The 11,926-nt window shown below is 61.2% G+C and carries 13 protein-coding genes; 2 read left to right on the forward strand and 11 right to left on the reverse strand.

Going from position 1 to position 11,926, the window contains the following annotated elements; translation table 11 throughout:
* Window positions 1-40: 40 nt before the first annotated feature.
* Window positions 41-1,114 (reverse strand): branched-chain amino acid ABC transporter permease, encoded by a 1,074-nt coding sequence (locus MTX21_RS39450; RefSeq protein WP_280969804.1) that lies wholly within the window; start codon window positions 1,112-1,114, stop codon window positions 41-43.
* A 3-nt stretch (window positions 1,115-1,117) separates the two neighbouring features.
* A complete protein-coding gene (locus tag MTX21_RS39455) occupies window positions 1,118-2,011 on the reverse strand; it encodes a branched-chain amino acid ABC transporter permease (protein ID WP_280969805.1) in 894 nt (297 codons plus the stop codon).
* Between the two features lie 105 nt (window positions 2,012-2,116).
* Here MTX21_RS39455 and MTX21_RS39460 point away from each other — a divergent pair, with 105 nt between their 5' ends.
* The gene (locus MTX21_RS39460) at window positions 2,117-2,482 is read left to right on the forward strand and encodes a DUF559 domain-containing protein (protein ID WP_280969806.1); all 366 of its coding nucleotides are present in this window, start codon (window positions 2,117-2,119) and stop codon (window positions 2,480-2,482) included.
* A gap of 62 nt (window positions 2,483-2,544) precedes the next feature.
* Here MTX21_RS39460 and MTX21_RS39465 read toward each other — a convergent pair whose 3' ends face one another.
* Both MTX21_RS39465 and MTX21_RS39470 read right to left on the reverse strand, forming a co-directional pair.
* The gene (locus MTX21_RS39465) at window positions 2,545-4,476 is read right to left on the reverse strand and encodes a long-chain fatty acid--CoA ligase (protein WP_280969807.1); all 1,932 of its coding nucleotides are present in this window, start codon (window positions 4,474-4,476) and stop codon (window positions 2,545-2,547) included.
* On the reverse strand, window positions 4,473-5,294 hold the full coding sequence (locus MTX21_RS39470; protein ID WP_280969808.1) for an ABC transporter ATP-binding protein: 822 nt from the start codon (window positions 5,292-5,294) through the stop codon (window positions 4,473-4,475). Before MTX21_RS39470 ends, MTX21_RS39465 begins: the two co-directional genes overlap by 4 nt.
* Window positions 5,295-5,629: 335 nt before the next feature.
* On the opposite strand from MTX21_RS39470, the gene MTX21_RS39475 reads away from it, so the two are divergent.
* Entirely contained in the window at window positions 5,630-6,304 is a 675-nt protein-coding gene (locus tag MTX21_RS39475) for a Crp/Fnr family transcriptional regulator (RefSeq protein WP_279376574.1), read from the forward strand.
* 102 nt (window positions 6,305-6,406) lie between these two features.
* On the opposite strand, the gene MTX21_RS39480 is transcribed toward MTX21_RS39475, so the two are convergent.
* The 7 genes from MTX21_RS39480 to MTX21_RS39510 are packed head-to-tail and all read right to left on the reverse strand — an operon-like array spanning window position 6,407 to window position 11,839.
* Window positions 6,407-7,717 (reverse strand): MFS transporter, encoded by a 1,311-nt coding sequence (locus MTX21_RS39480; RefSeq protein ID WP_280969809.1) that lies wholly within the window; start codon window positions 7,715-7,717, stop codon window positions 6,407-6,409.
* Window positions 7,718-7,769: 52 nt separating this feature from the next.
* Window positions 7,770-8,180 (reverse strand): hypothetical protein, encoded by a 411-nt coding sequence (locus MTX21_RS39485; protein ID WP_280969810.1) that lies wholly within the window; start codon window positions 8,178-8,180, stop codon window positions 7,770-7,772.
* A gap of 13 nt (window positions 8,181-8,193) precedes the next feature.
* Complete coding sequence (locus tag MTX21_RS39490; protein ID WP_280969811.1) at window positions 8,194-8,415, reverse strand: hypothetical protein; 222 nt, start codon at window positions 8,413-8,415, stop codon at window positions 8,194-8,196.
* Between the two features lie 45 nt (window positions 8,416-8,460).
* Entirely contained in the window at window positions 8,461-8,808 is a 348-nt protein-coding gene (locus MTX21_RS39495) for a cytochrome c (protein ID WP_280969812.1), read from the reverse strand.
* 37 nt (window positions 8,809-8,845) lie between these two features.
* Entirely contained in the window at window positions 8,846-10,030 is a 1,185-nt protein-coding gene (gene chrA, locus MTX21_RS39500; protein ID WP_280969813.1) for a chromate efflux transporter, read from the reverse strand.
* A 47-nt stretch (window positions 10,031-10,077) separates the two neighbouring features.
* Entirely contained in the window at window positions 10,078-11,337 is a 1,260-nt protein-coding gene (locus tag MTX21_RS39505) for a cytochrome b N-terminal domain-containing protein (RefSeq protein WP_280969814.1), read from the reverse strand.
* A 10-nt stretch (window positions 11,338-11,347) separates the two neighbouring features.
* Window positions 11,348-11,839: a hypothetical protein gene (locus MTX21_RS39510; protein WP_280969815.1), complete on the reverse strand. Its 492-nt coding sequence runs from the start codon at window positions 11,837-11,839 to the stop codon at window positions 11,348-11,350.
* Window positions 11,840-11,926 lie beyond the last annotated feature (87 nt).

Here is an 11,926-nt window from a genome sequence, read left to right on the forward strand (position 1 = left end):
GTTGGTTCCTCCTGTTATCGTTTAAGTGAAGTTTCCGAGCTCAATGCGAGAACGGGTAGAGTTTCCAGTAGGCCTTTATCTGCCGCCAGCGATGTGCGAGCCCGTCGGGCTCGAACATCAAGAACGCGATGATGATGAGCCCGATCGCGATCTCGCGCAGGAAGGTGATGTTGGTGTTGAGCGAGAGCGCCTGATCGATCGCGCCGCCTTTCAGGTGCAGGCTCAGCCACTCCATCGATTCCGGCAGCAGCACCACGAAGGCGGTGCCCATCAGCGTGCCCATGATCGAGCCGGTGCCGCCGATGATGATCATGGCCAGGAACAGGATCGAGCGTTCGATGCCAAAACCCTCCTGGGATACCACGAGCTGGTAGTGCGCATAGAGCGCGCCCGCGATGCCGGCGAAGAAGGCGGCGAGGCCAAACGACAGCGTGCGGTATTTGGTAAGGTTGATGCCCATGATCTCCGCGGAGAGATAATGGTCGCGGATCGCCACCAGCGCGCGGCCGTCGCGGGTGCGCATCAGATTGGTCACGAGAATGTAGCTGAGGAGCACATAGGCCAGTACGACGTAGAAGTATTGCCGGTCGCCGCGCAGCGTGTAGCCGAAGACCGAGAACGGCTCGGCGCTCGCCGGCACCGAGCCGCCGGAGAACCATTCGGCGCGGGAGAAGAAGTCGAGCAGGATGTATTGCGCGGCGAGCGTCGCGATGACGAGGTAGAGCCCCTTCAGCCGCGCCGCCGGGATACCGAAGATAAGCCCGACCAGCGCGGTGATCACGCCCGCGAGCGGGATCGCGAAAAACACCGGGATCGGCGCATTGTTGGAGATGTAGGCCGACGTGAAAGCGCCGAGCAGGAAGAAGGCGGCATGCCCGATCGAGATCTGTCCGGTGAAGCCGACCAGGATGTTGAGGCCGAGCGCCGCGATCGAGAATATGCCGATCTGGATCAGGATGCTGAGCCAGTAGCCGCTGAAGAACTGCGGCGCGAGGCATAGCAGCAGCACGCCGGCGATGGCGAAGTTGCGACTGGTCCTGGTCGGGAAGATCGTGGTGTCGGCCGCGTAGGATGTACGGAAGTCACCAGCAGGGATGAGGGCAGGGCCGGCCATGGGTCAAATCCGCTCGATGTCGTGGGTGCCGAACAGGCCGTAGGGCTTGATCATCAACACGATGATCAAGACGTAGAACGGCGCGATCTCGTAAAGATTGCCCCAGTGCAGATACTCGCTGTCGACATATTGGGCGATGTTTTCCAGGAGCCCGATGATGATGCCGCCGAGCACGGCGCCGCCGACGGAATCCAGTCCGCCGAGGATGGCCGCCGGAAACACCTTGATGCCATAGGCCGCAAGGCCCGACGACACACCGTTGACGACGGCGACGACGACGCCCGCGACCGCCGACACGGTGGCCGAAATCGCCCAGGCCATCGCAAAGACGCTCTTCACGGAAATGCCGAGCGACTGCGCGACCTGCTGGTTGAACGCGGTGGCGCGCATCGCAAGGCCGTATTTGGAGGCGCGGAAGAACCAGGCCATGCCGATCATCATGGCGACGGACACCACGAGGCTCATGACATAGACGGTCTGGATCTGAAGCCCGAACAGGTTGACCGACTGGCTCTCGAACACTCGCGGGAAGGGCTGCGGATTGACGCCGAACATCCATTTCAGTGCCGCCTGGAACACGGTGGAGAGACCGATCGTGACCATGATGACCGAGATGATCGGCTCGCCGATCATCGGCCGCAGGATCAGGACCTGGATCGCGATGCCGAACACGAACATGAACACCAGCGTCATCGGCATGCCGACCCAGAACGGCACCTGGTATTTCGCGAGCAGTGCCCAGCACACCCAGGCGCCGACCAGCAGAAGCTCACCTTGCGCGAAATTCACGACCTGCGTCGCCTTGTAGATCAGCACGAACGACATCGCGACCACGCCATAGAGCGTGCCGACCACGAGGCCGTTGACGATGAGCTGGATGAGAAAGGCGGTGTTCATGTTTTATGGTATCCTTCGCCTCTCCCCGCTTGCGGGGAGAGGCCGACGCGCGCCGAGCGATGCGAAGCATCGTCCGGAGCGCGGCGGGTGAGGGGGAGCTTCCACATGCGAGGTGCTGATAAGTCCAAGACCGGGCGCGCAAGAAGCCTGCGAGCCGCGTTGACGGATGTGGAAGGAACGCTCTGGTATCGCCTGCGTGCCCGCAGGCTGAATGGCCACAAGTTCGTCCGGCAAGAGCCGATTGGGCCCTACACCGTCGACTTCATTTGCCGCGAGTGCCGCTTGATTATTGAAGTTGACGGTGGACAACATGCCGACAATCCGCCCGACGCCGTGCGCGAAAAATGGCTTGCCGACCGCAACTATCGGATACTCCGCTTCTGGAACAACGACGTAGCGAGCAATCTGGCCGGCGTTCTCGAAACCATCGCGACCGCCCTCGCGGAAGCTCCCCCTCACCCGGATCGCTGACGCGATCCGGCCTCTCCCCGCAAGCGGGGAGAGGCGAAGAGTCGCAGTGCGCACCCCCTGATTCACTCCGCCGCCTCCGCCATGGGGCCGTGGCCGCCGAGGTCCACGACGCGCAGCGTGGTGCGTACACGTTGGGTAGTGCCGTCCTGGAAACGGATGACGGTGTCGACGGGGATGTCGGCGTCGCCGCGGTAGATGGCGTCGATGATGCCTTCGTATTTCTCGTTGATGACGCCGCGGCGGACCTTTCTTGTGCGGGTGAGCTCGCCGTCGTCGGCATCGAGTTCCTTGTAGAGCAAGAGGAAGCGCGAGATGCGCTGCGCCGGCGGCAGCGTCGCATTCACGGTCTCGACCTCCTTCTGGAGCAGCGCATAGACCTCGGGCCGCGAGGCGAGATCGCTGTAGGTCGTGAAGGAGAGCCGGTTCTTCTCCGCCCATTTCGAGATGATGGAGTAGCGGATGCAGATCATCGCCGCGAGCGCGTCGCGCCCGGCGCCGAGCACCACGGCCTCGGCGATATAGGGCGAGAATTTCAGCTTGTTTTCGATGAATTGCGGCGAGAAGCGCTCGCCGCGCGAGGTCTCCGCCAGATCCTTGATGCGGTCGATGACGACGAGCTGCTTGTTGTCGTTGAAATACCCGGCATCGCCGGAACACATCCAGCCGTCCTTGATGTCGGCGACGCTCGCCTCGGGATTCTTGTAATAGCCGAGGAACATGTTGGGGTGCCGCACCACGATCTCGCCGACGCCGTGAATGTCGGCGTTGTCGATGCGGATCTCGACGCTGTCGGCCATCGGCACGCCCGTCGTGTCGGGATCGACCCTGCCCTCGGGATGCAGCGTATAGGCCCCGAGCAGCTCGGTCTGTCCGTAGAGCGTGCGCAGCGGCACGCCCATGGCCTGGAAGAACTTGAAGGTTTCGGGCCCGAGCGCTGCGCCGCCGGTCGCCGCCGAGCGCAGCCGGGTGAAACCGAGCCGGTCGCGCAGCGCGCGGAACAGGATCATGTCGGCAACGCTCGAACGCTTGCCCTGTTCGAGTGCGGCGAGGCCCGTCTTCATGCCGAGATCGAACAGGCGCTGCTTGAACGGCGTTGCGTCCATCACCTTGGCGCGGACGTCGGCCGCGATCGATTCCCATACGCGCGGAGCAAACAGCACGAACGTCGGCGCGATCTCGCGCAGATCGTTCATCATGGTGTCGGGCTCTTCGACGAAGTTGATCTTCATCCGGCACAAGAGGCCTTTGCCGAGCACGTAGACCTGCTCCATGATCCATGGCAGCGGCAGCACCGAGACGTATTCGTCGTCGGGGCCCTTGGGATCGAAGGCGAGATAAGTCGCGCAGTGGCCGAGCACGCGGCCGGCGGCGAGCATCGCGAGCTTGGGATGCGAGGTCGTGCCCGAGGTGGTGCAGAGGATCGCGACGTCCTCGCCCTTGGTCGCGTCCACTAGCCGATCATAAAGCTCCGGCTCCCGCGCCGCCCGGGCACGGCCGAGCTCGGCGAATTTTTCCGCCGGCATCAGGCGCGGATCGTCGTATTTCCGCATTCCGCGCGGATCGGAATAGATGATGTGCTTCAGCTTCGGCACACGGTCGGCAAGGCCGAGCAGCTTGTCGACCTGCTCCTCGTCCTCGGCGAAGACGAGCTGGGCTTCGCCATAGTTAAGGAGGTAGGAGGCCTCCTCGTCCAGCACGTCGCGATAGAGCCCGAGACTCAATCCGCCGATGGCGTGGGTTGCAACTTCCGCCGCGACCCAGTCCGGCCGGTTGTCGCCGATGATGCCGACGACATCACCGCGGCCAAGCCCCAGCTCGACCAGGCCGAGCGCGAAATCGCGCACACGCGTCTGATAATCGTTCCAGGTGAACAGGCGCCAGAGGCCAAAATCCTTCTCGCGCAGCGCGATCTCGCTGCCGTGCTCCTTCGCGTTCAGCCGCAGCATTTTCGGATAGGTATCGGCCTGCGCGACGCGTCCCGCATAATCCATCATGCGGCGCTCTCCGTCCGTACGGGCGCATCGTCCGGATCGACCAGCACCTCGTCCTCCTCGCCGAGATAGGCGCGCTTGACGTGGGGATCGGCAAGCACCGTGGCCGGATCACCCTCGGCGATCTTGCGGCCGAAATCCAGCACCATGACGCGGTGGGAGATGTCCATCACCACGCCCATGTCGTGCTCGATCATCACCACCGTCATCCCGAACTCCTCGTTGAGATCGACGATGTAGCGGGCCATGTCCTCCTTCTCCTCGAAATTCATGCCGGCCATCGGCTCGTCGAGGAGGATGAGGCGCGGCTCCAGCGCCATGGCGCGGGCCAGTTCCACGCGCTTGCGCAAGCCATAGGAGAGGGTGCCGGCGGTGGCCTTGCGCACCGACTGGAGGTCGAGGAAGTCGATGATCTCCTCCACCTTGCGGCGATGCTCCAGCTCCTCCCTGCGCGCGCCCGTGAGCCAGTAGAGCGAGCCGGTGATGAAGTTGTTCTTCAGGAGGTGATGGCGGCCGACCATGATGTTGTCGAGCACGCTCATATGGTGGAACAGCGCCAGATTCTGGAAGGTGCGGCCGATGCCGAGTGAGGCGCGGGCGTTCGGCGTCAGTGCTGTGATGTCGCGGCCCCGGTAGAAGAGCTGGCCCTCGGTCGGCTTGTAGCGACCGGAAATACAGTTCACGATCGAGGTCTTGCCGGCGCCGTTGGGACCGATGATCGAGAACAGCTCGCCCTCCTTGATGGCGAAGCCGACATCGGTCAGCGCGCGGACGCCGCCGAACCGCAAGGACACGCCGCGCACTTCAAGACTGGTCGCCACCAAAAAATCCCTCCCGGGTGATGGCGCTTGCCGCGCTCTTCATCCGCTTCTGCCAAGGCGATCCTAATACGGTCATGCCGGTGAGGCCATGCAGCTATTGGTCTCCACCGGCCTGGCGCCGCTCTCTTTCCCATAGGGATCAAAAGCCGCATCGCCCAAGGTGGCCCTCAATAAGGGAAAGCGCTATTTTGAAATGTCTCGCGCCTGACAATTCGGCGACAAAGTTTTTCGGGCGGGGGGCGCCTTCATCTTTGGTCGAATGGCGGCAAAGCGAACTTGTTGCAGTGCAACAATCGAGAGTGGAGTGACGAAACGGTGCGGCTGGCTTCGGGATCATGATTTCAGAGGATCACCTGAAGCGCGTTGCCGCGTGGTCGCGCGAGCTCACGGAACGGGAGATCGAGGTCGCCCGCGCCGGAATCACGGAACGGTCCTACGGCACGGGCGAGACGGTTTTCATGCGCGGCGATACGTTTGCGTATTGGGCCGGCATGGTGAGCGGCCTTGCCCGCATGGGCGGGGTCTCGCGCGACGGCAAGGAGACCAGCCTTGCCGGGCTGACGGCCGGTGCCTGGTTCGGGGAGGGCAGCGTGCTCAAGAACGAGCCGCGCCGCTATGACGTGGTCGCACTGCGCGACAGCCGCGTCGCTCTGATGGAACGCAGCGCCTTCATGTGGCTGTTCGAGAACAGCGTCGGCTTCAATCGCTTCCTGGTGCGCCAGCTCAACGAGCGGCTCGGCCAATTCATCGGCATGCTCGAGGTCAACCGCACGCTGGACGCCACCGCGCGTCTCGCGCGCAGCATCGCCTCGCTGTTCAACCCGATCCTCTATCCCGAATCGACCACGCATCTGGAGATCACCCAGGAGGAGATCGGCGCGCTCTCGGGCATGTCGCGGCAGAACGCCAATCGCGCGCTGAACCGGCTGGAGAAGGAAGGGCTGCTGCGGCTCGAATATGGCGGCGTCACCATCCTCGATATCGAGCGGCTGCGCGGGTACGGCGATTAGTCTAGTTCTCGCGCTCCATCTGGCCGACGAGCGCCACGGGACCACGAAGCCAGGGAAACCAAGGCGCGCTGATGCAACGAAATTCCGGTTCTCTATCGACGGTCATCCCACTCTCCGGTGATGAGCGCTCCCGAACCGCCCAGTCCTCCCGGCCGCCTGCTCGACAGTCCCTTCGGCTTCTTCGGGCGGTTTGATGTGACGGAACGACAGCAACAGCGTGATGTCATAGGCGATCTTCAGAGCGCCGCAGATCACGAGCGGGAGTCCTGAAAATGCCGTACCGAGCATCGCGCCAGCCACGCTCGGACTGATGGCGGAGGCAAGGCTGCGCGGGACGGCCGTCACGCTGGCGGCCGCCGGGCGCTCCTCGGGCGTGACAACCGCCATCACGTAGGAAGTGCGTGTTGGCACATCCATCTGCGAAAGCGCCGCTCGGATCGAAAGCAGGACCAATACGATCATCAGGTTCGGAATGAGGGCGGCCGCGATCAGGCAGAAGCTTGATGGGATGTGCGTGAAGACCATCGTGTTGACCAGCCCGAACCGCCGCGACAGCCTTGCGGCAAGCGGATAAGAAAAGGCCGAAAGCGTGTTGGACCAGAAAAAGAAGAGGCTGGCGCTCGAAAGCGAAAGATCGAAGCGCTCGAACAGCCACAAAGCGACAAGCGATTGAACGGCAAAGCCGCCGGCAAAGGCATCAACACTGAAGAGAGCCGCAAGCCGGTAGACAATTCGTCGCGAAGGACCAAGAGCGGAAGCCTTCGGTCGCTCGTCTATTGTTTGTGAGGATTCCGGCAGCAGCCGATAGAGGACCGCGCCGATGAGACCAAGGGCGGTATAGACGAAGAACATGGACTTCAGGGCAACGAGTCTCGGCACGTCAAACGAAACGAGAAAGTCGGGCACGGTGGCCGCCAAGGCGCCCGCCGCCGTCGACAGTCCCCCAATCAGGCTGTAGCGCGCAAAGATCTGCGTACGCTTCTGATCGCTCGTATCGCCGGCCAGGAACGCGTGCTCGAGCGGCACGAAGAGTCCGATATCTCCGGGCGAGGGATTGATGGTGCCGACAAAAGCAAGAAGCAGGATGACCGGAAACGCCTCCGCGAACGGAAACGCCAGACCAGTCAGCATCATCGTGAGCGCGCTCAGCAGCAAGAGCGTCCGCAAGTCGCGATGCACTCCCAGCCAACCGACGCCCAGCGTGAGAATCGCGGTCCCCAGCAGGGCGCCGGTGGCAACCACGCCGATCTGGAAAGGGGAGTAACCCAGCTCGACGAGGTAAGCAGGCAAAATGATCGTGGCAAAGCCGTCAGCAAGGCCGCGCGCGGCGCGTGCACCGAACAGCAGCGCGATTGCGGACCGGGGCTTTAGCTGCGGTTCCACGTTTCGTACGGTGTCCGGCTGATGACTCATCCGCGTAGCGCCTCCAACGCACCGGTTGCAGGCAGCCAGGCCCGCGCATCTTCTAAAGTAGCCGGATGGCGCGCCTCACTACCGGTGTCACTCGATTCGCTATGGCCAGTGTCTGAAGTTCATCTGTTTCCAAGGCAATCTTTTGAGCAAGCATGACGTCGCCAGGAACGAGATACCCCTCAGGAGCAAAGCACAAGATGCTTCCAGATTGCCCCTCGAGATCGATTTCCCGTACGTTAGCAACAGACCCGTATTGCACTCGGTACCGTCTCCGGGTCGCGCAGCCCACGACGTCGAAGTAACCTTGCTCCTCGAACTGTCTCCTCTGGGCTGAGGTTAGCCATTCACGCAGAAGCGACCGTCCTTTCGCCTCAGGTGAATTTTCCCTGACAAAGCTGTGATACAGCCGCCGCAGCGCTCGAAATCGCGAAATCCGAGCTCCACATCTGCTGATCAGAGACACGGCGACCGCCCTTCTATCCACCCCTCAGCCGCCGGAAGAAAAGCGTTTCTTTCGCGGTGGGATCAAAAGCAAACACTCGCCACGATTCGCCGTCCGCGGTCCGCACCGCGGCTGTAAATCCTTGGCTGGTCAACTCCCTGAAACGCCTCTCCGCCTTGGCCAGCGCTTCACCATCGTCAACGTCGAATTCGTGGCGGGAGTGGCCGGTGTGATCCATTACAATTTGGGTCGCCATAGGACGCTCCTGGACTTGGATGCGGACGGGTCAGGTCTCGCTGACTCATCCCTCGTGCGGCTTCAATTCTCGGATGTACTTGATGATCTCATCGATCTGCGCATCGCTGAACATCGAGCCGAACGCCGGCATCGCGCCCGACTTGCCGTTCTTGATACGATTGCGGAGAAAATCGTCGTCCCGTTTCGTATCCATGAGCTGCGGCCCCTTGCCGGCAGCGCGGCCACCATCGGAGTGACACCAGCCGCATGTCGTTGCGAACAACTGAGGGACATCGACTGGTGCGTTATCCGGCGGAGCGGTAGCCGACTGCGCTAGAGCCGGCGCGGCTGACGTCAATGAGGCGGCCAGCACGGCGGGCAGCAAAATCCTGATACGGTGGTCAAAGTTCATGATGCGTAACCCTCTATTGGGGAAGTCGGCATAGCTTCTATTTCACCATCACCCATGCGGGCTGCAGCAGCGGATAAGCGATAAGTCCTACGACCGCCGTTGCCGCAATCAGCGTCGGATTGTTGATCTTCCAGCGAAACAACACGGCAAGAGATACGATGCCGATCGCCGCCGTCAGCCAGTCGCCGATTGCGATCTTCCCGAGCAGGACACAAGCACCCAGGATGGTGCCGATCGCTGCTGCGTATGCGCCCTTCACAAAACCCTGGACGTTGGCGTTTCCTCGATGCCGCGCCAGGATTGGTGCCACGATGAGAACCAACAGGAAGGACGGCAAGAAGATGCCCACCGTGGAGACCAGCGAGCCCCAGAATCCCGCCACCAGATAACCGACGAAGGTCGCCGTGATCACGACCGGCCCCGGACTGATCATGCCGATCGCGACTGCGATTAGGAATTGCCGCTCATCAAGCCAGTTGTATTGCTGTACCAACCCCTGTTCGAGGAACGGCACGATCACCAGACCGCTACCGAACGTCAGCGAACCGGCTTTCAGGAAGAACAGCATGAGTTTGCCGAGTGTAGAACCAGTCGCGACCGGCGCCATCGGCGCCATCGGCGCGGCCGCGGGCACGACAACCACGGGCAGAATTGCGGGTGTACGTTTGAACAAGCTGCCATAGTAGAGAATGCCGACAATGCCAGCGCCGATGAATAACAGCGCGACCTCAGCCTGCAGGATGATCGTCACCGCGAAACACACAACGGCGATCGCCCATTGCAGCCAGTCTTCCATGCCGAGTTTCGCCAGCCGGTAGCACGAGTGCAGGATGAGCGCGATGACCGCAGGGCTCACGCCATAGAAGATGGCAGTGACCGGCTGAAGATCGCCGAGACGGACGTAGAGCGCTCCTAACGCCGCGACAATAACAAAATTGGGCAAGATGAAGCACCATCCGCCGAGCCACGCGCCCCAGAAGCCGCAACGCAGCCACGCGATGTAGACGCCGACCTGGATCGCCAGCGGACCGGGAAGCGATTGACAGATGGCGATGGACTCTCGCATCTGCTCCTTGCTGAGCCACTTCTTGTCGCTGACCAGTTCGCGTTCCATCTGGCCAACGAGCGCAACCGGACCGCCAAATCCGAGAAAGCCGAGGCGCAGGAAATAAAGCGCAAGCTCCGCCATACGGCCACGCTCGGGAATACTAGTTGTTGTCATTTCAAATTCCTTCGAAGAAATCGGCTATCGGTGACCACGAACGCGCGTTAGGGCCTGGCTGAACCGGTGGCTGGTAATACTCCTTGGCTGATGCTGTTCGGCAGCGGATGGGGGCTTTCGATCCTCGCTACGAGAGGCAGAACGAGAAAGAAATGGGCGAAATAGTACGCGGCCCCGATCCGGCTCATGATCAACCATGTGCCTTCAGGTGGCTGCCCTCCGGCATAGGTCAGCAACGCGCAATCGGCGACCAGAAACCAATAGAAGACCTTGAACATGGGCCTGAACCGCCCTGAGCGAACCGGACTGGTGTCCAGCCATGGCAACGCGAACAGGACAAGGATCGATGTCAGCATGGCGATAACGCCGACGAGCTTGTCAGGGATCGATCGCAGAATTGCGTAGAACGGCAGTAGGTACCACTCGGGTACGATGTGCGGCGGTGTAACCCCAGGGTTCGCAGGAGTGTAGTTATCGGAGTTGAGAAGAGCGTTCGGTTCGTAGAAGACGAACCACGCAAACACCAGGAAAAGGACCATGAGCCCGAGCAGATCCTTCACTGTGTAATAGGGATGGAATGGGATTGTGTCGCCTGGATCCTTCGTATCGATCCCCGTTGGATTGTTTGAGCCAAAACGGTGCAGTGCGGCAAGATGAAGTCCGGCAACTGCGACAATCACAAAGGGCAAGAGATAGTGCAAAGAATAGAACCGGTTGAGTGTCGGATCTCCTACCGTGAATCCGCCCCACAACCAGGTGACGATACTGTCGCCAACCACAGGAATGGCTGAGAACAGATTCGTGATGACGGTCGCGCCCCAAAAGCTCATCTGCCCCCATGGCAAGGTGTATCCAAAGAACGCAGTTGCCATCATCAACAGCAAGATGAGGACCCCAAGGCACCAAAGCAGCTCTCGCGGCTCCTTGTAGGATCCGTAGTAGAGCCCACGAAAGATGTGGATATAGACCACTGCAAAGAACATCGAAGCGCCGGTGGTGTGGATGTATCGGAGGAGCCAGCCGTAGTTCACGTCACGCATGATGTGCTCGACGGACCGGAACGCACCGACGCCAGTCGGGACATAGTGCATCGCAAGCACGATGCCGGTCGCGATCATGATCAGGAGCACAATGCCCGCGAGCGATCCAAAATTCCAAAGATAATTCAGGTTTCGAGGTGTTGGATACGAGTTCAGCTCGTGATCCAGGAACGTGAAGAGCGGAAGCCGATAGTCGATCCAGCGAATGACCGGATTTGAGAACTCCGTCTTTGGTTGAGACACCTTTTCGATGATCTGCGATGACATCTTTGGCCTCCTACTTCGGATCGGAGATCGCCTGGACAATGCCGTCGGACGGCGAACCAAGTCCTTTCGGTGTCAGGACGACCTTCTTTCCCGTCGCGGTCACCTCGAAACAGCCGCCATCGGGCTCCGGCAGATCGACGCAGAGGTCATCTCCCTGAATGGTCCACTTGCCGCGCTTCTTGCTTCCCATCGAATAGCTACGGAAGGTCCCGTCGCGTTCATAGACTTCGCGATAGTGGACCTCGTCGGTGACTTCCTTGCCCGACAACTTCGCGCGAATTTGCGCGCCGGATAATTTCCGGAGACCCTCCGCGGCAACAGGTCCGGCATCGAGAGCAACGAGGCTCCCGATACCGGCGAGTACCGCGATGAAGCTCCTTGTGCGCAAGCTGCGCAACTTCGCCTCTTTCACTTCTTGCAGGCCTTGAGGCACATTTGGTACTCGGTCTTGCAGGCTGGTCCGGCGTAGTTCTTCATGCAAGCCTTTTGCTGCTCCGCGCATACCTTGCAGGATGTTTGAGCCTGCGCGGTAGCGTTCAGCGCAAAGAGACCAGTCAGTACAGACAAAGTGAGAGCCACATTTCGCATT

The sequence above is a fragment of the Bradyrhizobium sp. ISRA430 genome (assembly GCF_029909975.1).
In the GTDB taxonomy this organism is placed as follows: Bacteria; Pseudomonadota; Alphaproteobacteria; order Rhizobiales; family Xanthobacteraceae; genus Bradyrhizobium.

Bases quoted from the DNA above. Each gene is read 5' to 3' on its own strand.
- MTX21_RS39510 (WP_280969815.1), bottom strand. From the start codon at position 11,839: ATGCGCGGAGCAGCAAAAGGCTTGCATGAAGAACTACGCCGGACCAGC.
- MTX21_RS39450 (WP_280969804.1), bottom strand. From the start codon at position 1,114: ATGGCCGGCCCTGCCCTCATCCCTGCTGGTGACTTCCGTACATCCTAC.
- MTX21_RS39490 (WP_280969811.1), bottom strand. From the start codon at position 8,415: ATGGCGACCCAAATTGTAATGGATCACACCGGCCACTCCCGCCACGAA.
- MTX21_RS39475 (WP_279376574.1), top strand. From the start codon at position 5,630: ATGATTTCAGAGGATCACCTGAAGCGCGTTGCCGCGTGGTCGCGCGAG.
- MTX21_RS39460 (WP_280969806.1), top strand. From the start codon at position 2,117: ATGCGAGGTGCTGATAAGTCCAAGACCGGGCGCGCAAGAAGCCTGCGA.
- MTX21_RS39495 (WP_280969812.1), bottom strand. From the start codon at position 8,808: ATGAACTTTGACCACCGTATCAGGATTTTGCTGCCCGCCGTGCTGGCC.
- MTX21_RS39505 (WP_280969814.1), bottom strand. From the start codon at position 11,337: ATGTCATCGCAGATCATCGAAAAGGTGTCTCAACCAAAGACGGAGTTC.
- MTX21_RS39480 (WP_280969809.1), bottom strand. From the start codon at position 7,717: ATGAGTCATCAGCCGGACACCGTACGAAACGTGGAACCGCAGCTAAAG.
- MTX21_RS39455 (WP_280969805.1), bottom strand. From the start codon at position 2,011: ATGAACACCGCCTTTCTCATCCAGCTCATCGTCAACGGCCTCGTGGTC.
- MTX21_RS39465 (WP_280969807.1), bottom strand. From the start codon at position 4,476: ATGATGGATTATGCGGGACGCGTCGCGCAGGCCGATACCTATCCGAAA.
- chrA (WP_280969813.1), bottom strand. From the start codon at position 10,030: ATGACAACAACTAGTATTCCCGAGCGTGGCCGTATGGCGGAGCTTGCG.